At 66.2% G+C, this 25,342-nt stretch carries 27 protein-coding genes; 25 read left to right on the top strand and 2 right to left on the bottom strand.

The genetic code is table 11. The features are described 5' to 3' along the window. The first annotated feature begins 17 nt into the window (after nt 1-17). The 20 genes from DCO48_RS18535 to DCO48_RS18440 all read left to right on the top strand — a co-directional run bounded on the left by DCO48_RS18535 (nt 18) and on the right by DCO48_RS18440 (nt 18,491). Nucleotides 18-851 (top strand): alpha/beta fold hydrolase, encoded by an 834-nt coding sequence (locus tag DCO48_RS18535; RefSeq protein WP_116552061.1) that lies wholly within the window; start codon nt 18-20, stop codon nt 849-851. Further along, nucleotides 848-2,329: an aldehyde dehydrogenase gene (locus tag DCO48_RS18530; protein ID WP_116552060.1), complete on the top strand. Its 1,482-nt coding sequence runs from the start codon at nt 848-850 to the stop codon at nt 2,327-2,329. The genes DCO48_RS18535 and DCO48_RS18530 overlap by 4 nt, the downstream gene beginning before the upstream one ends. A gap of 12 nt (nt 2,330-2,341) precedes the next feature. After that, nucleotides 2,342-2,827 carry a flavin reductase family protein gene (locus tag DCO48_RS18525; RefSeq protein WP_116552059.1) on the top strand — a complete coding sequence of 162 codons (486 nt, stop codon included), beginning with the start codon at nt 2,342-2,344 and terminating at the stop codon, nt 2,825-2,827. A 67-nt stretch (nt 2,828-2,894) separates the two neighbouring features. Further along, nucleotides 2,895-3,284 (top strand): carboxymuconolactone decarboxylase family protein, encoded by a 390-nt coding sequence (locus DCO48_RS18520; RefSeq protein ID WP_116552058.1) that lies wholly within the window; start codon nt 2,895-2,897, stop codon nt 3,282-3,284. Between the two features lie 88 nt (nt 3,285-3,372). Continuing rightward, complete coding sequence (locus DCO48_RS18515; protein ID WP_116552057.1) at nt 3,373-4,125, top strand: GntR family transcriptional regulator; 753 nt, start codon at nt 3,373-3,375, stop codon at nt 4,123-4,125. Nucleotides 4,126-4,127: 2 nt separating this feature from the next. Beyond that, nucleotides 4,128-4,691, top strand: coding sequence for an NUDIX hydrolase (locus tag DCO48_RS18510; protein WP_116552056.1), 564 nt, complete (start codon nt 4,128-4,130; stop codon nt 4,689-4,691). 106 nt (nt 4,692-4,797) lie between these two features. Continuing rightward, nucleotides 4,798-5,469: a GntR family transcriptional regulator gene (locus DCO48_RS18505; RefSeq protein ID WP_116552055.1), complete on the top strand. Its 672-nt coding sequence runs from the start codon at nt 4,798-4,800 to the stop codon at nt 5,467-5,469. 102 nt (nt 5,470-5,571) lie between these two features. Continuing rightward, nucleotides 5,572-6,504, top strand: coding sequence for a 4-hydroxyproline epimerase (locus DCO48_RS18500; protein WP_116552054.1), 933 nt, complete (start codon nt 5,572-5,574; stop codon nt 6,502-6,504). Further along, nucleotides 6,501-7,616 carry an FAD-binding oxidoreductase gene (locus tag DCO48_RS18495; RefSeq protein WP_116552053.1) on the top strand — a complete coding sequence of 372 codons (1,116 nt, stop codon included), beginning with the start codon at nt 6,501-6,503 and terminating at the stop codon, nt 7,614-7,616. Before DCO48_RS18500 ends, DCO48_RS18495 begins: the two co-directional genes overlap by 4 nt. Next, the gene (locus tag DCO48_RS18490; protein WP_116552052.1) at nt 7,609-7,845 is read left to right on the top strand and encodes a (2Fe-2S)-binding protein; all 237 of its coding nucleotides are present in this window, start codon (nt 7,609-7,611) and stop codon (nt 7,843-7,845) included. Before DCO48_RS18495 ends, DCO48_RS18490 begins: the two co-directional genes overlap by 8 nt. Then, complete coding sequence (locus DCO48_RS18485; RefSeq protein ID WP_116552051.1) at nt 7,842-9,098, top strand: FAD/NAD(P)-binding oxidoreductase; 1,257 nt, start codon at nt 7,842-7,844, stop codon at nt 9,096-9,098. The genes DCO48_RS18490 and DCO48_RS18485 overlap by 4 nt, the downstream gene beginning before the upstream one ends. A gap of 52 nt (nt 9,099-9,150) precedes the next feature. Then, nucleotides 9,151-9,900 (top strand): AraC family transcriptional regulator, encoded by a 750-nt coding sequence (locus DCO48_RS18480; protein ID WP_116552050.1) that lies wholly within the window; start codon nt 9,151-9,153, stop codon nt 9,898-9,900. A 242-nt stretch (nt 9,901-10,142) separates the two neighbouring features. Next, nucleotides 10,143-10,961 carry a transporter substrate-binding domain-containing protein gene (locus DCO48_RS18475; RefSeq protein WP_116552049.1) on the top strand — a complete coding sequence of 273 codons (819 nt, stop codon included), beginning with the start codon at nt 10,143-10,145 and terminating at the stop codon, nt 10,959-10,961. 10 nt (nt 10,962-10,971) lie between these two features. Beyond that, complete coding sequence (locus DCO48_RS18470; protein WP_116552048.1) at nt 10,972-12,687, top strand: aconitase X; 1,716 nt, start codon at nt 10,972-10,974, stop codon at nt 12,685-12,687. Next, nucleotides 12,680-13,345 carry an amino acid ABC transporter permease gene (locus DCO48_RS18465; RefSeq protein ID WP_116552047.1) on the top strand — a complete coding sequence of 222 codons (666 nt, stop codon included), beginning with the start codon at nt 12,680-12,682 and terminating at the stop codon, nt 13,343-13,345. Before DCO48_RS18470 ends, DCO48_RS18465 begins: the two co-directional genes overlap by 8 nt. A 10-nt stretch (nt 13,346-13,355) precedes the next feature. Further along, on the top strand, nt 13,356-14,006 hold the full coding sequence (locus DCO48_RS18460) for an amino acid ABC transporter permease (RefSeq protein WP_116552046.1): 651 nt from the start codon (nt 13,356-13,358) through the stop codon (nt 14,004-14,006). Next, complete coding sequence (locus tag DCO48_RS18455) at nt 13,999-14,721, top strand: amino acid ABC transporter ATP-binding protein (protein ID WP_116552045.1); 723 nt, start codon at nt 13,999-14,001, stop codon at nt 14,719-14,721. The genes DCO48_RS18460 and DCO48_RS18455 overlap by 8 nt, the downstream gene beginning before the upstream one ends. Before the next feature lie 62 nt (nt 14,722-14,783). Continuing rightward, nucleotides 14,784-15,812, top strand: coding sequence for a proline racemase family protein (locus DCO48_RS18450; RefSeq protein WP_116552044.1), 1,029 nt, complete (start codon nt 14,784-14,786; stop codon nt 15,810-15,812). A gap of 123 nt (nt 15,813-15,935) precedes the next feature. Next, nucleotides 15,936-16,853, top strand: a complete 918-nt coding sequence (locus tag DCO48_RS18445) for a dihydrodipicolinate synthase family protein (RefSeq protein WP_116552043.1) — start codon at nt 15,936-15,938, stop codon at nt 16,851-16,853. 57 nt (nt 16,854-16,910) lie between these two features. Further along, on the top strand, nt 16,911-18,491 hold the full coding sequence (locus DCO48_RS18440) for an aldehyde dehydrogenase (NADP(+)) (protein ID WP_116552042.1): 1,581 nt from the start codon (nt 16,911-16,913) through the stop codon (nt 18,489-18,491). Between the two features lie 65 nt (nt 18,492-18,556). Here DCO48_RS18440 and DCO48_RS18435 read toward each other — a convergent pair whose 3' ends face one another. Further along, on the bottom strand, nt 18,557-19,564 hold the full coding sequence (locus DCO48_RS18435) for an Ldh family oxidoreductase (RefSeq protein WP_116552041.1): 1,008 nt from the start codon (nt 19,562-19,564) through the stop codon (nt 18,557-18,559). A 103-nt stretch (nt 19,565-19,667) separates the two neighbouring features. After that, complete coding sequence (locus tag DCO48_RS18430; RefSeq protein WP_116552040.1) at nt 19,668-19,961, bottom strand: DUF1330 domain-containing protein; 294 nt, start codon at nt 19,959-19,961, stop codon at nt 19,668-19,670. Between the two features lie 75 nt (nt 19,962-20,036). Here DCO48_RS18430 and ribBA point away from each other — a divergent pair, with 75 nt between their 5' ends. The 5 genes from ribBA to DCO48_RS18405 all read left to right on the top strand — a co-directional run bounded on the left by ribBA (nt 20,037) and on the right by DCO48_RS18405 (nt 25,287). After that, a complete protein-coding gene (ribBA, locus tag DCO48_RS18425) occupies nt 20,037-21,158 on the top strand; it encodes a bifunctional 3,4-dihydroxy-2-butanone-4-phosphate synthase/GTP cyclohydrolase II (RefSeq protein ID WP_116552039.1) in 1,122 nt (373 codons plus the stop codon). 196 nt (nt 21,159-21,354) lie between these two features. After that, nucleotides 21,355-22,380, top strand: coding sequence for a polyamine ABC transporter substrate-binding protein (locus DCO48_RS18420; RefSeq protein WP_116552038.1), 1,026 nt, complete (start codon nt 21,355-21,357; stop codon nt 22,378-22,380). Then, a complete protein-coding gene (locus DCO48_RS18415; protein WP_116552037.1) occupies nt 22,377-23,303 on the top strand; it encodes an ABC transporter permease in 927 nt (308 codons plus the stop codon). The genes DCO48_RS18420 and DCO48_RS18415 overlap by 4 nt, the downstream gene beginning before the upstream one ends. 6 nt (nt 23,304-23,309) lie before the next feature. Next, nucleotides 23,310-24,119, top strand: a complete 810-nt coding sequence (locus tag DCO48_RS18410) for an ABC transporter permease (RefSeq protein WP_116552036.1) — start codon at nt 23,310-23,312, stop codon at nt 24,117-24,119. Between the two features lie 19 nt (nt 24,120-24,138). Further along, nucleotides 24,139-25,287 carry an ABC transporter ATP-binding protein gene (locus tag DCO48_RS18405; protein WP_116552035.1) on the top strand — a complete coding sequence of 383 codons (1,149 nt, stop codon included), beginning with the start codon at nt 24,139-24,141 and terminating at the stop codon, nt 25,285-25,287. Nucleotides 25,288-25,342 lie beyond the last annotated feature (55 nt).

Raw genomic sequence — 25,342 nt, 5'->3', positions numbered from 1 at the left:
CTCTCAAGGAGCGCCCCATGATTCAGCTTGCTGCTGAACGCACCCCGGCCGGAACCAGTTACCTGACCACCGGCCAAGGCCAACCCGTGGTGCTGATCCACGGCGTGGGCCTGAACAAAGAAATGTGGGGCGGACAGATCGTTGGCCTGGCCGGCGACTACCGCGTCATCGCCTACGACATGCTCGGCCATGGCCAGAGCCCGCGTCCGGCCGCCGGCACCGACCTGCAAGGCTACGCCGCGCAACTGGCGGAACTGCTCGACCACCTGCAATTGCCCCAGGCCACCGTGATCGGCTTCTCCATGGGCGGCCTGGTCGCCCGGGCCTTCGCCCTGCACTACCCGCAGCGTCTCGACGCGCTGGCCGTGCTCAACAGTGTGTTCAACCGCAGCCCCGAGCAGCGTGCCGGGGTCATCGCCCGTGCTGCCCAGGCCGCCGAACACGGCCCGGACGCCAACGCCGAAGCAGCCCTGGCGCGCTGGTTCAGCCGCGAATACCAGGCAGCCAACCCGGCCCAGGTCGCGGCGATCCGTCAGACCCTGGCCGGCAACGACCCGCAGGGTTACCTGACCACCTACGAACTGTTCGCCACCCAGGACATGTACCGCGCCGCCGACCTGGGCAGTATCCAGGTGCCGACGCTGATCGCCACCGGCGAATTCGACCTCGGCTCCACCCCGGCCATGACCCGCCAGCTCGCCGAGCGCATCCCCGGCGCGCAGAGCGTCGTACTCGCCGAACAACGGCATATGATGCCGGTAGAGTCGCCGCGCCTGGTCAACCAGATGCTGCTGGACTTCCTCGGGCACGCCCGAACCCTCTCCGATTCAGCCAAGGGGATCGTTGCATGACACTCGTACGTTTCCAGATGTGCATCGACGGCCAGTGGCTCGATGCGCGCAGCGGCAAGACCTTCGACAGCCTCGATCCGGCCACCGCGCAAACCTGGGCGCAACTGCCCGACGCCGACGAAAGCGATGTCGAGCTGGCGGTACAGGCCGCGCAAAAGGCCTTCGACAGTCCGGCCTGGCGCGGCCTTAGCGCCACCGCCCGCGGCAAGCTGCTGCGTCGTCTAGGCGACCTGATCAGCGAGAACAAGGAACCGCTGGCCCAGCTGGAAAGCCGCGACAATGGCAAGCTGATCCGCGAAACCCGCGGTCAGGTCGGCTACCTGCCGGAGTTCTTCCATTACACCGCCGGCCTGGCCGACAAGCTCGAAGGCGGCACCCTGCCGCTGGACAAGCCCGACCTGTTTGCCTACACCGTGCACGAACCGATCGGTGTGGTGGCGGCGATCATTCCCTGGAACAGCCCGCTGTACCTCACCGCAATCAAGCTCGCCCCGGCCCTGGCCGCCGGCAACAGCATCGTCATCAAGCCGTCCGAGCACGCTTCGGCGAGCATCCTTGCGCTGGTTCGCCTGGCCCATGAGGCGGGCTTCCCGGCCGGGGTGATCAACGTGGTGACCGGCTACGGGCCGAGCACCGGCGCGGCGCTGACCCGTCACCCGCTGGTGCGCAAGATCGCCTTCACCGGCGGCGCCGCCACCGCCCGGCACGTGGTGCGCAGTAGCGCCGAGAACTTCGCCAAACTGTCGCTGGAGCTGGGCGGCAAGTCGCCGAACATCATCTTTGCCGACGCCGACCTCGACAGCGCGATCAACGGCGCGGTAGCCGGCATCTACGCCGCCTCCGGGCAAAGCTGCGTGGCCGGCTCGCGCTTGCTGGTGCAGGAGGAGATCTTCGACGTGTTCGTCGAACGGCTGATCGAGCGGGCAACGCGCATCCGTATCGGTAGCCCGCAAGACGAAACCAGTGAAATGGGCCCGATGGCCACCGCCCAGCAACTGGCCGTGGTCGAAGGCCTGGTGGCCGCCGCGCAGGCCGAAGGCGCCATCTTGCGCCTGGGTGGCAAACGCGCCAAGGTCGCCGGCGACGGCTGGTTCTACGAACCGACCCTGTTCGAGTGCGACAGCAACTCACTGACGATCATGCAGGAAGAAGTGTTCGGCCCGGTGGCCGCCGTGATCCGTTTCAAGACCGAGGCCGAGGCCCTGGCCATGGCCAACGACTCGCAGTTCGGCCTCGCTGCCGGCATCTGGACCCGCGACCTCGGCCGCGCCCACCGGCTGGCCCGCGACGTGCGCTCGGGGATCATCTGGGTCAACACCTACCGCGCGGTGTCGGCCATGGCGCCGATCGGCGGCTTCAAGAACAGCGGCTATGGCCGCGAAAGCGGCATCGATTCGGTGCTGGCCTATACCGAGCTGAAAACGGTCTGGATCAACCTGTCGACCGCGCCCATGCCCGACCCCTTCGTGATGCGCTAGAGGTGCACTGAAATGATCGAACCCGGCATCTACAAAGACGTGATGGGCTCCTTCCCGTCCGGCGTCACGGTGGTCACCACCCTGGACACCGACGGGGCCATCGTCGGCATCACCGCCAGCGCCTTCAGCGCGCTGTCGATCGAGCCGGCGCTGGTGCTGTTCTGCCCCAACTACGCCTCCGACACCTACCCGATCCTGCGCGACAGCAAGCGCTTCGCCATCCACCTGCTGGCCGCCGGGCAAACCGCCGAGGCCTACGCCTTTGCCGGTAAAGGCAAAGACAAGGCCAAAGGCATCGAGTGGACACTGAGCGCGCTGGGCAACCCGCTGCTGCCCAACGCCACGGCAATCATTGAGTGCGCGCTGTGGCGCGAATACGACGGCGGCGATCACGCGATCATCGTCGGCGCCGTGCAGAACCTGATCCTGCCCGAGCAGCCGGCCACGCCGATGATCTATCACAAAGGCAAGCTTGGCGCCCTGCCGGCGCTGGACTGACGCTGCCGGGGGCTGCACGCCGATCACCCTCGGCTGCGGCCCCCGCTTTTCTTGCGGGAGTAGCGCAATGAGCAACGCGAAGTACGAAAAAGGCCTGCAGATTCGCACCCAGGTGCTAGGCGAGGCCTACGTCAACACGGCGCTGGAGAATGCCGACGAGTTCAGCAAACCGCTGCAGGAGCTGGTGACCGAGTACTGCTGGGGGCATGTCTGGGGCCGGGACGGCTTATCGCTCAAAGAGCGCAGCATGATAAACTTGGCCATGATTTCGGCACTCAACCGCCCCCATGAACTCAAGCTGCACATCCGCGGCGCCTTGCGTAACGGCCTCAGTCGTGAACAAATACGCGAGATCCTGCTTCAGGTCGGAATCTATTGCGGTGTGCCCGCGGCCGTGGACAGCTTCCGCCTGGCCCGCGAGGCCTTCGCCGAAGCCGACTCGGAGCCAACCCGTTAAACACTGGCTGTTCGAAACCGCCGCACGGCGCACCTGGGTTCGAGGTGTGCCGTGGGCCGGCGCAACAGCCGATTTCAGAGCGCACACGATGAAACGCCAGCCCCTCGACGACAGCTTCAAGGTCAACCGCAACCCCGTTACCCTGCGCGAAATCGTGCTCGACAAACTGCGCAGCGCCATTATCAGTTTCCAGTTGCTGCCAGGTGATCGCCTGGTCGAACGCGACCTCTGCGACCGCCTCGGCGTCAGCCGCACCTCGGTACGCGAAGCCCTGCGCCACCTCGAATCCGAAGGCCTGGTGGAATTTGCCGATGCCAAGGGCCCGCGCGTCGCCATCATCACCCTGGAAGACGCCCGCGACATCTACGAGCTGCGCTGCGTGCTCGAAGGGCTGATCGTCCAGCTGTTTACCCTGAATGCCAAAGCCAAGGACATCCGCGCCCTGGAAAAAGCCCTGGAGGAGAACCGCAAAGCGCTGGAAGAAGGCGAACTGCAACAGGTGATCGACTCGGTGCAGGGCTTCTACGACGTGCTCCTCGAAGGTTCCGGCAACCAGGTTGCGGCCACCCAGTTGCGCCAGTTGCAGGCGCGCATCAGCTACCTGCGGGCGACCTCGGTATCGCAGGAAAACCGCCGCGGCGCGAGCAATCAGGAGATGGAAAAGATCGTTGCCGCGATCAAGAGCGGCGATCCCCTGGCCGCGCACCAGGCCTGCGTCGACCACGTCCGCGCAGCGGCCAAGGTGGCCCTGGACTACCTGCGCGCCAAGCACAGCGATTCGAGCAAGATCCGCGAGATCGCCACGCCCATCGCCCTCAAAGAACCCCGCATAGGTCACTGATCATGCCTGCCGCCCCGCGCTACTGCCCGCACTGCACTGCCGAGCTTGGCCGGGGTCTGCCGCCTGGCGACACGCACGAGCGGCTGCTGTGCAGCGCCTGCGGCTACATCCATTATGTGAACCCGAAAATCATTGCCGGCTGCATCATCGAGCAGGACGGCAAATACCTGTTGTGCCAGCGCGCGATCCCTCCGCGCCCCGGCACCTGGACGCTGCCGGCCGGGTTCATGGAAAGCGGCGAAACCACCGAGCAGGCGGCGCTGCGCGAGGTCTGGGAAGAAAGCGGCGTACGCGCCGAAATCGTCTCGCCATACTCGATCTTCAGCGTGCCGAAGATCAGCGAGGTGTACATCATCTTCCGCGCCATCGCCGTGGAAATCACCGGCCAGTTCGGCGCGGAAACCCTCCAGTACCGCTTCTTTGCCGCCGATGAAATCCCCTGGGACGAGATCTACTACCCGGCCATCCGGCAGATCCTCGAACGCTATATCGAAGAGCGCCAGGCCGGCGTGTACGGCATCTACATGGGCAACGACGACACCGGCAAGGTGCATTTCATCCGCTGAACCCGACCTTTTGGCGTAATCGCGACAGTGGCCGTCGGGCGCGTGCGGCGCCGACTCTGGATAAATTCGTATACCATATCCAGAAACAACTTCGGACAACGCCACCGTGACCGTACCTCGCCTCAACGCCCCGGACCTGGGCAACACGCCCTCGACTTCGGAAATCATTACCCGGCACCTGCGCGATGCGATCATTGCCGGGCACTTCGCCGAAGACGAACCGATCCGCCAGGACGATATCGCCCGCCAGTTCAACGTCAGCAAGATCCCTGTGCGCGAGGCGCTCAAGCGCCTGGAGGCGGAAGGCCTGGTGATGTTCCAGCGCAACCGCGGGGCGATGGTCACGCGGGTCTCCGAGGCCGAGCTGGCGCAGATGTTCGAAGTACGCATGCTGCTCGAAGACAAAGCCCTGCGCCTGGCCATTCCGAACATGACCGACGCGACCTTTGCCCGCGCCGAAAGGATCTGCCAGGAGTTCGTTGGCGAGAACGACGTCGGCCGCTGGGCGCAGCTCAACTGGGAACTTCACGCGTGCCTCTACGAGCCGGCGCAACGCCCGTTTCTGGTCAACATGATCCGTTCGGTCAACGACAAGCTGGAGCGCTACCTGCGCATGCAGATGAGCCTCTCGGCCGGTAAGGAACGCGCCGACCACGAGCACCGGGAAATTCTCGATGCCTGCCGGGCCAAGGACGTCGAGCGTGCCGTAAGCCTGCTCGACGAACATATCGCCGGGGTCTGCCGGACGTTGTTCGAACACTTGCCACCAACCCACTGACTGTGCCGATTTCGTCGCTCGCCAAGCCTAAAGGCATCAAGCCGATAGGCCGGCGCACAGGCCACTCTGTCGTTCACTTCCCTGAACGGACGCGGCCTTCCCATGAAACGCATCAGCGTAATCGACTCGCACACCGGCGGCGAACCCACCCGCCTGGTCACCGCCGGCTTCCCTGAGCTGGGCCACGGCAGCATGGCCGAACGGCGCCAGCGTCTGGCCGAGCAGCACGACCACTGGCGCAGCACCTGCATGCTCGAACCGCGTGGCAGCGATGTGCTGGTCGGCGCGCTGCTGTGCGAACCGGTCGACCCCAGCGCCTGTGCCGGGGTGATCTTCTTCAACAACACCGGGTACCTGGGCATGTGCGGCCACGGCACCATCGGCCTGGTGGCGTCGCTGGCGCACCTGGGGCGGATCGGGCCGGGCCTGCACCGCATCGAGACCCCGGTCGGCACGGTGCAGGCAACCCTGCACGAGGACCACTCGGTCAGCGTGCGCAACGTCCCGGCCTACCGTTATCGCAAGGACCTGGCGCTGGAGGTGCCGGGCGTCGGCCGGGTGGTCGGCGATGTCGCCTGGGGTGGCAACTGGTTCTTCCTGATCGCCGATCATGGCCTGCGAGTGGCCGGCGACAACATCGAGGCACTCACCGCCTACACCTACGCCGTGCAGCAGGCGCTGGAAGACCAGGGCCTGCGCGGTGAAGACGGCGGCCTGATCGACCATATCGAACTGTTCGCCGCCGACCCGCAGGCCGACAGCCGCAACTTCGTGCTCTGCCCCGGCAAAGCCTACGACCGCTCGCCGTGCGGCACCGGCACCAGCGCCAAACTGGCCTGCCTGGCCGCCGATGGCAAATTGCAGCCGGGGCAGATCTGGCGTCAGGCCAGCGTGATCGGCAGCCAGTTCGAGGGCGCGTTCGAAACCGCCGGCGAACGCATCGTGCCGACCATTCGCGGCCGCGCGCACATCAGCGCCGAGGCCACGCTGATCATTGAGGAAGACGATCCGTTCGCCTGGGGCATTCGCCCGTGAGCGCCGGCGCCGTGGCCGATGTGATCGTGATCGGCGCCGGCATCATCGGTGCCGCCTGCGCCCACTCGCTGGCCGCCCGCGGCCTGCGCGTGCTGGTGCTCGATGCCGGCCTGCACGGAGCCACCGCCGCTGGCATGGGTCACCTGCTGGTACTCGACGACAATGCCGCGGAACTGGCGCTCAGCCAACATTCGCTGCAGCGCTGGCGCGAGCTCGCACCACAGTTGCCCGACGCCTGCGCCTACCGCAGCAACGGCACGTTATGGCTGGCGGCGAATGCCGAGGAAATGGCCGTGGCCGAGCACAAGCTCAGCGTGCTGCGCGCTCATGGCGTGGCCTGCGAGCTGGTTGCCGGGGGCGCCCTGCGCGAGCGCGAGCCGGCCCTGCGCGACGGCCTCGAAGGCGGCTTGCTGATCAAGGGTGACGGCATTCTCTATGCGCCGGCGACCGCACGCTGGATGCTCCAGTCGCCGCGCATCGAGCAGCGCCGGGCGCGGGTCGCTGCGGTGCAGGGCAACCGCGTGCGGCTGGACGACGGTCAGTGGCTGAGCGCCGAGGCCGTGGTATTGGCAAACGGCATTCACGCCAGCGCGCTGTGCCCGGAGCTGCCGATCGAAGCGAAAAAGGGCCACCTGCTGATCACCGACCGCTACCCCGGCACCGTCACCCATACCCTGGTTGAACTCGGTTACGTGACCAGCGCGCACAACGCCAGTGGGCCTTCCACCGCCTGCAATATCCAGCCGCGGCCGACCGGCCAGCTGTTCATCGGCGCTTCGCGGCAGTTCGGCACCACCGACCCGGCCGTGGAGGGCTGGATGCTCGCGCGCATGCTCAAGCGGGCCTGCGCATACATGCCGGGCCTGGCCGAGCTCAACGGTCTGCGCGCCTGGACCGGTTTTCGCGCCGCCAGCCCCGACGGCCTGCCGCTGGTGGGTGAGCACCCGCAGCAACCCGGCTTGTGGCTGGCGGTCGGCCATGAAGGGCTGGGCGTCACCACCGCGCCCGCCACCGCCGACCTGCTGACCGCGCAACTGTTTGCCGAAACCCCGCCACTGGCGGCCCAACCGTACCGGCCGGAACGCTTCCTTGGAGAACTCGCCCATGCCTGACCTGACCCTCGATGGCCGCCCGCTGCGGGTGGTCGCTGGCACCAGCGTGGCCGCCGCCCTGGCCTTGGGCGGCGACGGCTGCTCGCGTACTGCCGTCGGCGGACAGCGGCGCGCGCCGCTGTGCGGCATGGGCATCTGCCAGGAGTGCCGGGTGACCATCGACGGCCGCCGCCGACTGGCCTGCCAGACCCTGTGCCGCGACGGCATGCAGGTGGAGACCCGGCCATGAGCGCACAGACCACCCTGCTGATCGTCGGCGCCGGCCCGGCCGGGCTGGCCGCCGCCCTCGCTGCGGCGCCGAGCGGTGCCCGGATCGTCCTGCTCGACGACAACCCGCTGCCCGGCGGGCAGATCTGGCGCGACGGCCCACAGGCCAAACTGCCAGCCGCCGCGCAGCAGTTACGCGAGCAGGTGATGGCCTGCGCCAATGTGCATTACCACCGTGGCACCCGCGTCATCGCCAACCCGGCGCCCTACACCCTGCTGGTCGAAGACGCCGAGCGCGGCTGGCAGATCCGCTACGACGCGCTGATCCTCTGCACCGGCGCCCGCGAACTGCTGCTGCCCTTCCCCGGCTGGACCCTGCCTGGGGTCACCGGCGCCGGTGGCTTGCAGGCCCTGATCAAGGCCGGGCTGCCGGTGCGCGGGCAGCGCCTGGTGATTGCCGGCAGCGGCCCGTTGCTGCTGGCCAGTGCCGCCACCGCGCGCGCCAACGGCGCGCAGGTGCTGCGCATCGCCGAACAGGCATCCCTCACGGCCGTTGCCGGCTTTGCTGCGCAACTGCCACGCTGGCCGCACAAACTGCTGCAGGCCTTCGGCCTGTTCGACCGCCAGTACCGCACCGCCAGCCATGTGCTGGCGGCGCTGGGCAGCGAGCGCCTGGAGGGCGTGCGCCTGCTGCAGCACGGCAAAGTGGTCGAGCTGGCCTGCGAGCGCCTGGCCTGTGGCTTCGGCCTGATCCCCAACAGCCAGCTCGGCCAGGCCCTGGGCTGTGCCCTCGATGGTCCGGCGCTGGCCGTCGATGCCTGGCAGGCCAGCTCGCTACCGGGCGTGTTTGCCGCCGGCGAATGCACCGGCTTCGGCGGCAGCGAAAAGGCCTTGGTCGAAGGTGCGATTGCCGGCCACGCCGCCGTCGGCGCGCTGGAAGCAGCGCAGCGCCTGTTCCCCCGGCGTGCGCGCTGGCAGGCGTTTGCCGCCAGCCTGAACAAGGCCTTCCAGCTCGACCCGGCGCTGAAATCCCTGGCCGCCGCCGACACCCTGGTGTGCCGCTGCGAAGACATCCCCTACGCAGCCCTCGTCGAGCACCGCGACTGGCGCTCGGCCAAACTGGCCAGCCGCTGCGGCATGGGCGCCTGCCAGGGCCGGGTGTGCGGCGCGGCCACCCGCCACCTGTTCGATTGGGAGCAGCCGGCGCCACGTCCGCCGTTCCACCCGGCGCGGATCGACACCCTGCTGTGCCTGGACGAAACGCCCGACGCTTGAGCCAGACGCCGGCGGCGCTCTATGATCCGACGGTCGCCCCCGGACCGTCGCCATGCACGCCACGCTCAACCACCTCGCCCCCTGCGATCTGCCGACCCTGCTGCGCAGCCTGCAACCGATCGCGCCACTGCTCGATACGCTCAACGACGTGGTGTTCTTCATCAAGGACCGCGAGGCGCGCTACGCCTTCGTCAACCAGACCCTGGCCCGCCGCTGCGGGCGCAAGCAGCCCGCCGAACTGCTCGGGCTGACCGCCGAGCATGTGTTTCCGGCGCGTTACGGGCCGCTCTACACCGCTCAGGATCGCACCGTGCTGAGCAGCGGCCGGGAACTGGCCGACCAGCTCGAACTGCACCTTTATTATGCCAACCAGCCGATCTGGTGCCTGACCCACAAGCGCCCGCTGAAAGACGCCGACGGCAACATCGTCGGCCTGGCCGGGATCTCCCGCGACCTGCAACTGCCGCAGTCGAATCACCCAGCCTTCCCCAAGCTGGCGGCGGTGGACGCGCATATCCGCGCGCACTTCACCCGGCCGATCAGCCTCGCCGAACTCACCGCCATCGCCGGCCTGTCGGTGGCGCAGCTGGAGCGCCACTGCAAGCGCATCTTCCAGCTCACACCGCGGCAGATGATCCACAAGGCACGGCTGGAGGAAGCCTCGCGGCTGCTGCAAGACCCCGACCTGCCGATCACCGAGATCGCCCTGCGCTGCGGTTACACCGACCACAGCGCGTTCAGCCGGCAGTTCCGCGCGCTCAGCGGTATGTCACCCAGCCAGTACCGCGACAGCCAGCGCTGAGTGTTCCTTTCCGGGGCGCTGCGGGCGCGCGGTGCTCCCTTATGTAACACCTCCCCCGGCGCGAGGCGGACCGGCTGAAAGCGCCGCCCTGCCCGACACATTCCGGCAACCGCCCTGCCCCGCGGGCTGCCAGATATTTCCTAGAGCAAAGCCAGAATAGGCACGGTCATTGCTCTTAAAAATATCGTATACGAAATTACCAATACGATATCTAACAGCACTTTTCCGACCACGAGGCACCTATGAAAAACCGCACATTTGCCGTAGCCCTCAGCGCTGTTCTCAGTACCGCCTGCATCGCCAACGCCCAGGCCGACAAGCTCGACGACATCATCGGTTCCGGCAAGCTACGCTGCGCCGTGACCCTGGATTTCCCGCCGATGGGTTTCCGTGACGAAGCGAACCAGCCGGCCGGGTTCGACGTGGACTACTGCAACGACCTGGCGAAAGTGCTCGGCGTCGATGCCGAAGTGGTCGAAACGCCGTTCCCCGACCGTATCCCGGCGCTGGTCTCGGGGCGCGCCGACGTGATCGTCGCGTCCACCTCCGACACCCTCGAACGGGCCAAGACGGTCGGCCTGAGCGTGCCCTACTTCGCCTTCCAGATGGTCGTGCTGACCCGCGACAACACCGGCATCAACAGCTTCGACGACCTCAAGGGCAAGGCGCTGGGTAACACCAGCGGTACCTATGAAGCGATTGCCCTGGAGAAAGACGTGAAGCGCTGGGGCAGCGGCACCTTCCGCGCCTACCAGTCGCAGAACGACACGCTGCTGGCCGTCGCCCAGGGCCATATCGACGCCACCGTGGTCACCAACACCGTTGCCGCCGCCACGCTCAAGTCCGGCAAGTACAAGAACCTGAAAGTCGCCGGCAACGCGCCGTACGTGATCGACTACGTATCGCTGGGGGCCAAGCGTAGCGAGTACGGCCTGCTGCGTTACCTCGACCTGTTCGTCAACCAGCAGGTGCGCACCGGGCGTTACCAGGAACTGTTCACCAAGTGGGTCGGCACCGAAATCGCCCCCACCGACCTGACCGTGCCAAAGGTCTACTACTGAGGTGGGCCGCATGACCAGCACTTCTACGGCCCTGAGCGGGCGTAGCCTGGTCGAGGGCACGGCCGAAGGCGCGCTGCTGTATGCCGATACCGGGTTGAGCTTCTGGGGCGGGGTCGACCCGTTCAGCGGCGAGGTGATCGACCGCCATCATCCGCTCAGCGGCCAGTGCATCGCCGGCCGCGTGCTGGCGATCCCCAGCGGGCGCGGCTCGTGCACCGGCAGCAGCGTGATGATGGAGCTGATCAGCAATGGTCACGCCCCGGCGGCGCTGGTGCTGGCCGAGCCGGACGAGATCCTCACCCTCGGCGTGCTGGTCGCGCAGGTCCTGTTCGGGCGTTCCCTGCCGGTGCTCTGCATCGGCCGGGAGGCCTTTGCCGGTCTGCGCGGCGGCGCGCTGGTGCGGGTGGAGGGCGAGCGCCCGGCGGGCACGGCCCTAAGCCTCAGCGACGAGGACCGGGCGCTGCTCGACGGCCGTCACGGCCGGGCGGCACAGGTGGCGATGCAGCTCGTCCTGCGCATGGCCGAGCTGCAAGGCGCCGAGCAGTTGCTCGACGTCACCCAGGCGCATATCGACGGCTGTATCTACACCGGCCCGGCCAGCCTGCGCTTTGCCGAACAGCTGGTGCAGTGGGGCGCGCAGGTGCGGGTACCGACCACGCTCAACTCGATCTCGGTCGACCAGCGCCGCTGGCGCGAGCTGGGCATCGACGCGGCCCTTGGCGTACCGGCCAGTGCCCTCGGCGATGCCTATATGGCAATGGGGGCACAGCTCAGCTTCACCTGCGCGCCCTACCTGCTCGACAGCGCGCCGGGGCTCGGTGAACAGATCGTCTGGGCCGAATCCAACGCCGTGGTCTACGCCAACAGCGTGCTCGGCGCGCGTACCCTCAAGTACCCGGACTACCTCGACATCTGCATCGCCCTCACCGGTCGTGCGCCGCGCATCGGCTGCCACCTGGACAGCCAGCGCAAGGCCCAGCTGATCGTCGAGGTGCCGCCACTGACCGGGCTCGACGACAGCTTCTACCCCTTGCTCGGCTACCACATCGGCGCCCTCGCCGGCTCGCGGATCCCGCTGGTGCTCGGTCTGGAACAGGCGCAGCCAAGCCTGGACGATCTCAAGGCGTTCGGTGCGGCCTTTGCCACCACCTCCGCCGCGCCGCTGTTTCATATTGCCGGGGTCACCCCGGAAGCGCGTGATCCGCAGCAGGTGCTGGCGCCCACGCAAAACCTGCCGCGCGAGCGCCTGCAACTGGGCGACCTGCTGCACAGCTGGCGCGAGCTCAACAGCGCCCGTGACGCGCAGGTGGATGTGGTGTCGCTGGGCAACCCGCACTTTTCCTTGAGCGAGTTCGCTGCACTCGACCGGCTGTGCCAGGGCCGGCACAAACACCCGCAGGTGGTGCTGGCGATCACCTGTGGTCGCGCGGTGCTGGAACAGGCGCGCGCCGCCGGGCATCTCGCCGGGCTCGAACGCTTCGGCGCAACCCTGGTGACCGACACCTGCTGGTGCATGCTCGGCGAGCCGGTGATCCCGCCGGCCGCCCGCACGCTGATGACCAACTCGGGCAAGTACGCCCACTACGGCCCCGGCCTGGCCGGTCGCCCGGTGCATTTCGCCAGCCTCGCCGAGTGCGTCGAGTCGGCCTGCAGCGGCCAGGCCAGCGGGCGTCTGCCGGCCTGGCTGCAACCTGCCGCCTCCAAGGAGAGCCCCGCGCATGTTTGACTACACCTTCCAATGGCGCTCGGCGCTACGCGCACTACCGGACATGCTTGGCGGCGCCTGGGTGACCTTCCAGACCGCCGCGCTGGCCATGATCTTCGGCGTGCTGATCGCCCTGGCCCTGACCGTCATGCGCGAAGGCAAGCAGCCGCTGCTGCGCGGCTTTGCCAACGGCTGGGTATCGATTGCGCGCAACACGCCGTCGCTGTTCCAGATCTACATCCTCTACTTCGGCCTCGGCTCGCTGGGGCTGCACGTCAGTTCCTGGCTGGCCCTGCTGGCCGGGATCACCTTCAACAACGCCGGCTACCTGGCGGAGAACTTCCGCGGCGGGCTCAAGGCGGTGCCGACCACGCAGATGCGCGCGGCGCGTTCGCTGGGCATGAGCGCGTTCCAGGCCTACCGGATGATCATCATCCCGCAGCTGTTACGGGTGGTGTACTACCCGCTGACCAATCAAATGGTCTGGTCGGTGCTGATGACCTCGCTGGGGGTGGTGGTGGGGCTGAACAACGACCTCACCGGGGTGACCCAGGACTACAACGTCAAGACCTTCCGTACCTTCGAATACTTCGCCCTGGCGGCGGCGCTGTACTACGTGATCGCCAAGGCGATCGTCGGCATGGCGCGGTTGCTGTCGTGGCGACTGTTCCGCTATTGAGGAGCTAGGCATGTTTTCCACCAGTTTTACCTGGAACGACTTTGTGTTTCTCCTCGACGGCGCCTGGGTCACCTTGCAACTGACCTTCTGGGCGATCCTGCTCGGCACCGGCGCCGGCCTGCTGTTCGGCCTGGCCCGCGCCCTGTGGCCACGCCTGAGCTTGCCACTGGCGTGGCTGCTGGACGTGTTTCGCAGCGTGCCGTTGCTGATCCAGTTCGTGCTGTTCAACTCGTTCAAGAGCATTGCCGGGCTGGATATCAGCGCCTTCAGCGTCGGCTGCATCGTGCTCGGCGTGTACACCGCGGCGTACTTCACCGAGATCGTCCGCGGCGGTGTGCTGGCGGTGTCGCCAAGCGTACGCCGGGCCAGCCGCTCGCTGGGCATGAGCTACCTGCAGGACCTGCGCTGGATCGTCCTGCCGATGGCGACCCGGGTGGCGTTTCCCGGCTGGCTGAACCTGGTGCTCGGGGTGATGAAGGACACCGCGCTGGTGATGTGGATCGGCATCGTCGAGTTGTTGCGGGCCTCGCAGACCATCGTTACGCGAATTCAGGAACCCCTGCTGGTGCTGTGCATCGCGGGCCTCATCTACTACGTCATGAGCCTGGTGGTCGCCCGCCTCGGCGCCCGACTGGAAACAAGGTGGCAGGAAAATGATTGAGATCGACAACGTACATAAGTCCTTCGGCAACCTCGAAGTGGTCAAGGGCGTCAGCCTGACCGTGGACAAGGGTGAAGTGGTATCGATCATCGGTGGTTCCGGTTCGGGCAAGTCGACCCTGCTGATGTGCATCAACGGCCTGGAGCCGATCCAGAAGGGCAGCATTCGCGTCGACGGCATCGAGGTTCACGACCGCGCCACCGACCTTAACCGGTTGCGCCAGAAAATCGGCATTGTCTTCCAGCAATGGAACGCCTTTCCGCACCTGACGGTGCTGGAGAACGTCATGCTGGCGCCACGCAAGGTGCTCGGCAAGAGCAAGGAAGAAGCCGAGGCCCTGGCGGTGCAACAGCTGAGCCATGTCGGCCTGGGCGACAAACTGAAGACCTTCCCCGGCAAGTTGTCCGGTGGCCAGCAGCAGCGCATGGCGATTGCACGGGCGCTGGCGATGTCGCCGGACTACATGCTGTTCGACGAAGCCACTTCGGCGCTCGACCCGCAACTGGTGGGCGAGGTGCTGGACACGATGCGCATGCTCGCCGAAGACGGCATGACCATGGTTCTGGTAACCCATGAAATCCGCTTTGCGCGGGATGTGTCGGACCGGGTGGCGTTCTTTCGCAATGGCCTGGTACATGAAATCGGCTCGCCGGAGCAGGTGATCGGCAACCCGTTGCAGCCAGAAACGGCGGCGTTCCTGAAGTCGGTGAAATAGAAGCATCGCGACCTGACTCGCCCCGCGATGAAGCCCTCCCCAACAAGCCAAGGAGTCCCTGCATGCGCTCATCGAAAATCATCCACATCGTCAACTGCCATGCCGAAGGTGAAGTCGGCGACGTGATCGTCGGCGGCGTCGCCCCGCCACCCGGCGCCACGGTGTGGGAACAGCGGCGCTGGATCGCCGACGACGACAGCCTGCGCAACTTCGTCCTCAACGAACCGCGCGGTGGCGTGTTTCGCCACGTCAACCTGCTGGTGCCGCCGAAAGACCCGCGTGCGCAGATGGCCTGGATCATCATGGAGCCCGCCGACACCCCACCGATGTCCGGTTCCAACTCGCTGTGCGTGTCCACCGTATTGCTCGACAGCGGCATCTTGCCGATGACCGAGCCGCAGACCCGGCTGGTGCTCGAAGCCCCTGGCGGCCTGATCGAGGCCGTCGCCGAGTGCCGTGACGGCAAGGTGCAGCGGGTGGAAGTGAAAAACGTACCATCGTTCGCCGACCGCCTCGACGCCTGGATCGAAGTCGAGGGCCACGGCTCGCTGCAAGTCGACACGGCCTATGGCGGCGACAGCTTCGCCATCGTCGATGCCCGCCAGCTGGGTTTTGCGATCCGCCCCGACGAAGCCAGGGACATCGTCGACATCGGCCTGAAGATCACCCGCGCCGCCAACGAGCAACTGGGCTTTCAGCACCCGCTGAACCCGGACTGGTCGCACCTCTCGTTCTGCCAGATCGCCGCTCCCATCGCCTATGAAAACGGCATTGCCACCGGTGCCAACGCGGTGGTCATCCGCCCCGGCAAGATCGACCGCTCGCCGTGCGGCACCGGCTGTTCGGCGCGCATGGCGGTGATGCAGGCCAAGGGCTTGCTCAAGGTTGGCGACCGCTTTATCGGCCGCTCGATCATCGGATCGGAGTTCCACTGCCGCATCGAATCGCAAACCGACCTCGCCGGGCGCACGGCCATCTACCCATGCATTGCCGGGCGCGCCTGGATCACCGGCACCCAGCAATTGATGCTCGACCCGAGCGATCCGTGGCCACAAGGCTACCGCCTGTCCGACACCTGGCCCGGCGCCTGATCGCTAACTCATTGATTTGAAAACACCGTTAAAAATCGACCGGGGTTAAACGAAAAAAACACTGGTCGCCCTTAAATACTTCAAATATCGTATACGAAATACAATAAACAACCGGAGAACACCATGAGCAAGTACGTAAACTGGAGCGGCGTCTTCCCTGCGGTCACCACTCAATTCAACGACGACTTCTCGATCAACCTGGAGAAAACCCACGAGGTGATTTCCAACGTGATCCGTGACGGCGTCTCGGGCCTGGTGGTGTGCGGCTCGGTCGGCGAGAACACCTCGTTGACCGCCGAAGAGAAGATCGCCGTGACCGAAGTCGCGGTCGACGCCTCCCGCGGCCGGGTGCCGGTGATCTGTGGCGTTGCCGAGTTCACCAGCGTGCAGGCGGCCAAGGTAGCCAACGCAGTGCGCAAGGTCGGGGTCGACGGCGTGATGCTGATGCCGGCGCTGGTGTATGGCTCCAAGCCGTTCGAAACCGCCGAGCACTACCGCTACGTGGCCAAGCACGCCGACGTGCCGCTGATGGTCTACAACAACCCGCCGATCTACAAAAACGACGTGACCCCGGACATCCTGATTTCCCTGGCCGACTGCGACAACGTGGTGTGCTTCAAGGATTCCTCCGGCGACACCCGCCGTTTCATCGACGTGCGCAACGAAGTGGGCGACCGCTTCGTATTGTTCGCCGGCCTCGACGATGTGGTGCTGGAGAGCATTGCGGTGGGCGCCCAGGGCTGGGTCTCGGGCATGTCCAACGTGTTCCCGAAAGAAGGCGAGACCATCTTCCGCCTGGCCAAGGCCGGGCGCTTCGCCGAGGCCATGCCGATCTACGAATGGCTGATGCCGATCCTGCACCTGGATGCCCGCGCCGACCTGGTGCAGTGCATCAAGCTCTGCGAAGCGATTGCCGGTCGCGGCAGCGCGCTGACCCGGCCACCGCGCCTGGCCCTGCCGGACGCCGACCGCCTCTACGTCGAGCAGATCATGGCCAAGGCCCTGGCCAACCGCCCACGCCTGCCGGATGTCGGCCTCTGAGTGACGGCATCATTATCGCCGCCGGCCTGGCCCCAACCTTATTTGCAGGAGTCTTACATGCCGCAGATTGTCGGCCACAACTACATCGGCGGCGCACGCAGCGCCGCCGGCAACGAAGTGCTGTTCAGCCATGCCGCGAGCACCGGTGAGCCGCTGCCATATCGCTTCCGCCAGGCCACGGCCGAAGAAGTGGACGCCGCCGCCAACGCCGCCGCCCAGGCCTACCCGAGGTTCCGTAGCCTGGCGCCGGCGCGCCGCGCGGAATTTCTCGACGCCATCGCCAGCGAACTGGATGCCCTGGACGACCGTTTCATCCAGCTGGTAAGCGAAGAAACCGCCCTGCCCAAGCCGCGCATCCTCGGCGAGCGCGGGCGTACCAGCGGCCAACTGCGGCTGTTCGCCCAGGTGCTGCGGCGCGGCGATTACCTCGGCGCACGCATCGACCGGGCGCTGCCCGAGCGCCAGCCACTGCCCCGCGCCGACCTGCGCCAGTACCGCATCGGCGTCGGCCCGGTAGCGGTCTTCGGCGCCAGCAATTTCCCCCTGGCATTCTCCACCGCAGGCGGCGATACCGCGGCGGCGCTGGCCGCCGGCTGCCCGGTGGTGTTCAAGGCGCACAGCGGCCACATGGCCACCGCCGAGCAGGTCGCCGATGCGATCTTGCGCGCCGCCGAGCGCACAGAGATGCCCAAGGGCGTGTTCAACATGATCTACGGGGCCGGTGTCGGCGAAGCGCTGGTCAAGCACCCGGCGATTCAGGCGGTCGGTTTTACCGGCTCGCTCAAGGGCGGCCGCGCCCTGTGCGACATGGCCGCGGCACGTCCGCAGCCGATTCCGGTGTTTGCCGAGATGAGCAGTATCAATCCCGTGCTGGTGCTGCCGCAGGCCTTGCACAACCGTAGCGAGCAGATTGCCCGCGAACTGGCCGGCTCGGTCGTGCTGGGCTGCGGGCAGTTCTGTACCAACCCGGGGCTGGTGATCGGCCTGCGCTCGCCGGCGTTCGACGCATTCCGTGAACAACTGGCGGCGCAGTTGGAGCAGCAGGCGCCCCAGACCATGCTCAACAGCAGCACCCTGGCCAGTTACAACCGCGCGGTGCAGGCGCTGCACGAACACCCTGGCATCCGCCACGTGGCCGGCAAGCCGCAGCAGGGCCGGCAGGCGGCGGCGCAGCTGTTCGAGGCAGACGTGCGCTTGCTGATCGACGGTGAGCCGCTGTTGCAGGAAGAAGTGTTCGGGCCGGCAACGGTGCTGGTGGCGGTGGCCGATGCCAAGGCATTGCGGCAGGCCCTGGACGCGCTGCACGGCCAGCTCACGGCAACCTTGATCGCCGAAGCGGCCGACCTGGACGCGCACGCCGAGCTGCTGCCGCTGCTGGAACAGAAGGTTGGCCGGGTACTGTTCAACGGCTACCCGACTGGGGTCGAGGTGTGTGACGCAATGGTGCATGGCGGGCCGTACCCGGCCACGTCGGATGCGCGCGGAACCTCGGTGGGCAGCCTGGCCATCGAGCGTTTCCTGCGCCCGGTGTGCTACCAGAACTGCCCGGATGAGTTGCTACCGCAAGCGTTGCAGAACGCCAATCCACTGGGGATCAGGCGGTTGCTGGATGGCCAGGACAGTCGCGAGGCGTTGTAACACAGCGGTCGCAGCGCAACCTCATCGCGGGACGACTCGTCCCGCGATGAGGCCCGCCCAGCGCCCTAGCCCAGCAACGCCTGCAAGTCCTCATACAACGCCTGCGGAATCTCTACCCCCTCTTCCAGGCTGCGCACGCGTGCTGCATAACGCCGTTGTGACGGCAAGCGTGCGCCCTGCCCTTCGATCCGCTCAAATAGCGTTTCGGCGCGCGCCAGATGTTCGGCGGCAGCGGCCCCGAGGAACCGCTGCGGATCCAGCGCAATCAGCAACTCGCCGTGATAGGGCGACGACTTGCTGCCCTCGGCATGCGCCAGCGATTCGGCGCTGGTCAGGTCGCCAATCAGCGGGCCGGCGATCAGTTCCACCATGGCCGCCAACGCCGAGCCCTTGTGCCCGCCAAACGTCAGCATGGCGCCACGGTCCAGCACCACGTTCGGATCGGTGCTCGGCTGGCCCTGCTCGTCTACCCCCCAGCCTTCGGGGATGGCCTTGCCGGCACGCCGGTGCAATTCGATGTCGCCACGGGCAATCGCACTGGTGGCGAAGTCGAAGACAAACGGCAGCGCCCCCGTACGCGGCCAACCGAAGGCAATCGGGTTGGTACCGAACACCGGCCGATGACCGCCGGCCGGAGCCACCCAGGCATGGCTCGGGGTAAACGCCAAGGCTACCAGACCGGCCTCAGCCAACTGCTCGATCTCCACCCACAGTGCGGAAAAGTGCACACAGCGATTGATCGCCAGGGCCGCAATGCCATTGCTCCGGGCTTTGGCCTGCAACAACGGCAAGCCGGCCTGGAAGGCCAGTGGCGAGAAGCCGCCGGCAGCATCCACACGCACGATCGACGGCGCCTGGTCGATCACGTCCGGCCGCGCATCGGCGGCCACCTTGCCGGCCTTCAGCGAACTGACGCACCCCAGCACGCGGTACAGGCCGTGGGAGGCGCAGCCGTCGCGCTCGCCAGCAATGATGGTGTCGCTCACCGCCCGCGCATGGTCGGCGGCGAAGCCGTTGTGCAGCAGGATCGAATAGGCCAGCGTGTGCGCTTCGGACAGGGTCAGTCGGGTCATGGTCATCTCCTTGGGCAGACTGCTCAGCCTGCCGCATACCGGCGCCAGCGGCTTGATCGCTTTGCCCGGAGTAGATGACGAACTCGGCACAACGCCGCTGCGACTACGGCTGGTAACCCTCGACGATAATCACCTCGGCCCGTGCCGCGCCCTCACGGTGACGGCAGGCCTCCTGGTACTGCGGCGAGTGGTAGCAGGCCAGAGCCTGCGCGTAGGAGTCGAACTCGATGACCACACTGCGCTGCGGCGTCGCTCGCCCCTCCAGCGCTTCGCTGCGCCCGCCACGGGCCAGCAACCTGCCGCCGAACGCGGCGAACGCCGCCGGCGCGCGCTGGGTGTAGTGCAGGTATTGCTGCGGATCGGTGACATCGACGTGAGCAATCCAGTACGCCTTCATCGCAACGCTCCTCTACGGGGTAAATTGGTATTATGGTATACCATTATTTCTACCCAACAATAGTGAGCTTGCAGCATGGCTTTCAACAGCATCGAAGAGATTCTCGAAGACTACCGCCAGGGCAAGATGGTCCTGCTGGTGGACGACGAGGACCGGGAGAACGAAGGTGACCTGCTGATCGCCGCCGAGCGTTGCGACGCCAGCGTCATCAGCTTCATGGCCCGGGAGGCGCGCGGACTGATCTGCCTGACGCTGAACGAGGAGCACTGCCAGCGGCTCGGCCTGGAGCAGATGGTGCCGACTAACGGTAGCGCCTTCAGCACCGCCTTTACCGTGTCGATCGAAGCGGCGCGTGGGGTCACCACCGGCATTTCCGCGGCCGACCGTGCCTGCACCGTGGCAGCAGCGGTGGCGCCCGGGGCCCGCGCCGAAGACCTGGTCCAGCCGGGGCATATCTTCCCCCTGCGCGCCCGCGAGGGTGGCGTGCTGACCCGCGCCGGGCATACCGAGGCGGGTTGCGACCTGGCACGGCTGGCCGGGTTCAGCCCGGCGTCGGTGATCGTCGAAGTGCTCAACGATGACGGCAGCATGGCACGTCGACCGGACCTGGAAATTTTCGCGGCCAGGCACGGCATCAAGATCGGCACCATTGCCGACCTGATCCATTACCGGCTGAGCACCGAGCAAACCGTCAAACGCATCGGCGAGCGCGAACTGCCGACGGTGCACGGCACGTTCCGCCTGGTCACTTATGAAGACCGCATCGGCGGCGGCGTGCACATGGCGATGGTGATGGGCGAGATCCGCCGCGAGCAACCGACCCTGGTGCGCGTGCACGTGATCGACCCGCTGCGCGACCTGGTCGGCGCCGAGTATGCCGGGCCGCCGAACTGGACCTTGTGGGCGGCGTTGCAGAAGGTCGCGGCGGAGGCTTGCGGAGTGGTCGTGGTGCTGGCCAATCACGAGTCGTCGCAGGCGTTGCTGGAGCGTGTGCCGCAACTGACCCAACCGCCCCGGCCGTATCAGCGCGGGCAGTCGCGGACCTACTCGGAAGTCGGTACCGGCGCGCAGATCCTGCAAGACCTGGGGGTGGGCAAGCTGCGCCACCTGGGGCCGCCGTTGAAATACGCGGGGCTGACCGGGTATGACCTGGAGGTGGTGCAGAGTATTCCGTTTACTGCTGAAGCCCTGGGCTGAACCGGTTGGCCTCATCGCTGTAGGCGCTGGCTTGCCTGCGACTAGAGGGACCCGGATAGCCGGTAGCATCAAGCCGCTTGCGAAAAGTTTGGAATACCATAATATGATATCCCGTAGACCTTGAAATGCTCGTGCTCCCGATCAAATGGCGGGCAACAACAGCCCGCTCAAAAACACAAGAAATGAGGGCGTATCCATGCTGTTCACCCAACGCGTTAGCGCAGTGCTAGCTGCCAGCCTGCTGACCATCTCCTGCCAGGCTGCCCTGGCCGCCGACAGCCTGAACTTCGTCAGCTGGGGCGGCACCACCCAGGACGCGCAAAAAGCCGCCTGGGCCGAACCCTTCAGCGCCAGCAGCAAGATTCGCGTGGTCCAGGACGGCCCGACCGACTACGGCAAACTCAAGGCCATGGTCGAAAGCGGCAACGTGCAATGGGATGTGGTCGACGTCGAAGCCGACTTCGCCCTGCGTGCCGCCAGCGAAGGGCTGCTCGAACCGCTGGATTTCACCGCCATCGATCGGCAGCGCATCGACCCGCGCTTTGTTTCCGACCACGGCGTCGGCTCGTTCTTCTTCTCCTTCGTGCTCGGCTTCAACGAAGGCAAGCTCGGCGCCAACAAACCGCAGGACTGGAGCGCACTGTTCGACACCAAGACCTACCCCGGCAAACGCGCCCTGTACAAATGGCCGAGCCCCGGCGTGCTGGAACTGGCCCTGCTGGCCGACGGCGTCGCTGCCGACAAGCTCTACCCACTGGACCTGGACCGCGCCTTCAAGAAACTCGACACCATCAAGCAAGACATCGTCTGGTGGGGCGGCGGCGCGCAATCGCAGCAGTTGCTGGCCTCCGGCGAAGCCTCGCTCGGGCAGTTCTGGAACGGCCGCGTCTACGCCCTGCAGCAGGACGGCGCACCGGTCGGCGTGAGCTGGAAACAGAACCTGGTCATGGCCGACTTCCTGGTCATCCCCAAAGGCGCAAAAAACAAGGACGCGGCGATGAAGTTCCTGGCCAACGCCAGCAGCGCCAAAGGCCAGGCCGAGTTTGCCAACCTGACCGCCTATGCCCCGGTCAACCTCGACAGCATCGGCCTGCTCAAACCCGAGCTCGCGTCGAACCTGCCGACCGCCTACGCTCAAGATCAGGTCACCCTCGACTTTGCCTACTGGGCGAAGAACGGCCCGGCCATCGCTACCCGCTGGAATGAGTGGCTGGTCAAATGAAAGTCGCCATCAATGCCTTGCAAACCCCATCCGGCGCCGCCAGCGGCGCCGGCGCCAAGGGCACGGCCATGAATCCATCGTCGTCGCTGCGCCAGCGCTGGCGCGGCAGCCGCAACCTGCTGCCGGCGCTGCTGTTTCTCGGCCTGTTCTTCTTCGCCCCGCTGATCGGCCTGCTGTTGCGCGGGGTGCTGGAGCCCGTGCCGGGCCTGGGCAACTACGAACAGCTGTTCGCCAACTCGGCCTATGCGCGGGTACTGTTCAACACGTTCTCGGTGGCCGGCCTGGTCACCCTGTTCAGCGTGTTGCTGGGCTTTCCGCTGGCCTGGGCGATCACCCTGGTGCCGCGTGGCTGGGGCCGCTGGCTGCTGAATATAGTGCTGCTGTCGATGTGGACCAGCCTGCTCGCGCGCACCTACTCCTGGCTGGTGCTGCTGCAAGCCTCGGGGGTGATCAACAAGGCGTTGATGGCCATGGGCATCATCGATCAGCCGCTGGAAATGGTGCACAACCTCACCGGCGTGGTGATCGGCATGAGCTACATCATGATTCCGTTCATCGTGCTGCCGTTGCAGGCAACCATGCAGGCCATCGACCCGATGGTGCTGCAGGCCGGTGCGATCTGTGGTGCCAGCCCGTGGAGTAACTTCTTCAAGGTGTTCCTGCCGCTGTGCCGCTCCGGGTTGTTCTCCGGCGCCCTGATGGTGTTCGTGATGTCGCTGGGTTACTACGTCACCCCGGCACTGCTCGGCGGTGCGCAGAACATGATGCTGCCGGAATTCATCGTCCAGCAGGTGCAGTCGTTCCTCAACTGGGGCCTGGCCAGCGCCGCCGCCGCGTTGCTGATCGCCATCACCCTGGTGCTGTTCTACTTCTACCTGAAGCTGCAACCGGAATCCCCGGTCGGCAACAGCAACGCGAGGTAAGCGCGCATGCTCCTGACCCCCAACGCCATGAGCCGACGCCTGCGCTTCGGGCTCTACACCACCACCGGGCTGATCGCGCTGTTTCTGCTGCTGCCGATCGTGTTCATCGTGCTGCTGTCGTTCGGCTCGTCGCAATGGCTGGTGTTCCCGCCGCCGGGCTGGACGCTGAAGTGGTACGGCCAGTTCTTCTCGAATGCCGAGTGGATGGACGCCGCCTTCGCCAGCCTCAAGGTGGCCATACTGACCACGCTGTGCGCCGTCGCCCTCGGCCTGCCGACCGCCTTCGCCCTGGTGCGCGGGCGCTTCCCCGGCCGGGAAATGCTCTACGGGCTGTTTACCCTGCCAATGATCGTGCCGCTGGTGATCATCGCGGTGGCGGTGTACGCGCTGTTCCTCAAGCTGGGCTATACCGGCACGCTGTTCGCCTTTGTAGTCAGCCATGTGATCGTCGCCCTGCCCTTCACCATCATCTCGATCATCAACTCGCTGAAGCTGTTCGACCAGTCGATCGAGGATGCGGCAGTGATCTGCGGCGCCTCGCGCCTGCAAGCCATCGTCAAGGTGACCTTCCCGGCGATTCGCCCGGGCATGATTGCCGGCGGGCTGTTCGCCTTCCTCGTCTCCTGGGACGAGGTGGTGCTCAGCGTGATGATGGCCAGCCCCAACCTGCAGACCCTGCCGGTAAAAATGTGGACCACCTTGCGCCAGGACCTGACTCCGGTGATCGCCGTCGCTTCGACGCTGCTGATCGGCCTGTCGGTATTGGTCATGGTGATCGCCGCCGCCCTGCGCCGGCGCAATCAAGTCAGCGCCTGAGCGCCCGGAGAGAACAACAATGAGTGCAGTCATCCAAGAACCCGGCCAGGCCAAGACCCTCGTCAGCCTGCGTAACCTGAACAAGCACTATGGCGACTTTGCCGCCGTGGACGATATCTCGCTGGACATCCAGGACGGCGAGTTCCTGACCTTCCTCGGCTCCAGCGGCTCGGGCAAGAGCACTACCCTGTCGATGCTCGCCGGCTTCGAGACGCCGAGCAGCGGCGAGATCCTGGTCAACGGCCAGTCACTGGTCAATGTGCCGCCGCACAAGCGCGATATCGGCATGGTCTTCCAGCGCTATTCGCTGTTCCCGCACCTGTCGGTACGCGACAACATCGCCTTCCCGCTGGCGATCCGCAAGCGCAATGCCGCCGAGCGCGACAAGCAGGTCGACGCGATGCTCAAGCTGGTACAACTGGACAGCTTTGCCCATCGGCGCCCGGCGCAGCTGTCCGGTGGCCAGCAGCAACGGGTGGCCATCGCCCGGGCGCTGGTCTACGAGCCCCGTATCCTGTTGATGGACGAGCCGCTCGGGGCGCTGGACAAGAAGCTGCGCGAAGACCTGCAGGATGAGCTGCGCCAGCTGCACCGGCGCCTGGGCATCACCATCGTCTATGTCACCCACGACCAGGAAGAAGCGATGCGCCTGTCGCAGCGGATCGCGATTTTCAGTCACGGCAAGATTGTCGGGCTGGGCAGCGGTTATGACCTCTACCAGAACCCGCCGAATGCCTTTGTGGCATCGTTCCTGGGGAACTCCAATTTCCTGCGGGTGCAGGCGCAGGGCAATGGCGCGGCGCGCTTCGAGGGGCAACCGCTGGCGATGCGGCTGACGCCGGGGTTGGCTCAGGATCAGCCAGTCTTGTTGATGGTGCGGCCGGAGAAGGCCCTGGCGCTGACCGCCGAACAGGCCTTGCGCGAGCCAGTGCCAGCGGGCTGGAACGAGCTGAGCGCGCGGGTGGGCGAGGTGTTGTTCCTCGGTGAGAGCCAGACGTGCAGCGTGGTCACCGCAGGGGGCACGGCGATGACCGTGAAAGCCCTGTCGGCGACGGGGATGCCAATGCAGCCGGGGGATAACGTGAAGGTGCGCTGGGCGGTGGCGGATGCCTGTGTGTATACGCAATGGGCGGAAAGCGACCTGAACAAGGCGGCTGGCGCGCATTGAGCTGAAAGGGCCTCGCGGGACAAGCCCGCTCCCACAGGGATCGCGCTGATCCTTG

The sequence above is a fragment of the Pseudomonas sp. SDI genome (genome assembly GCF_003105155.1).
Taxonomy (GTDB): Bacteria; Pseudomonadota; Gammaproteobacteria; order Pseudomonadales; family Pseudomonadaceae; genus Aquipseudomonas.
This window is presented reverse-complemented; position numbering and strand designations above follow the sequence as displayed.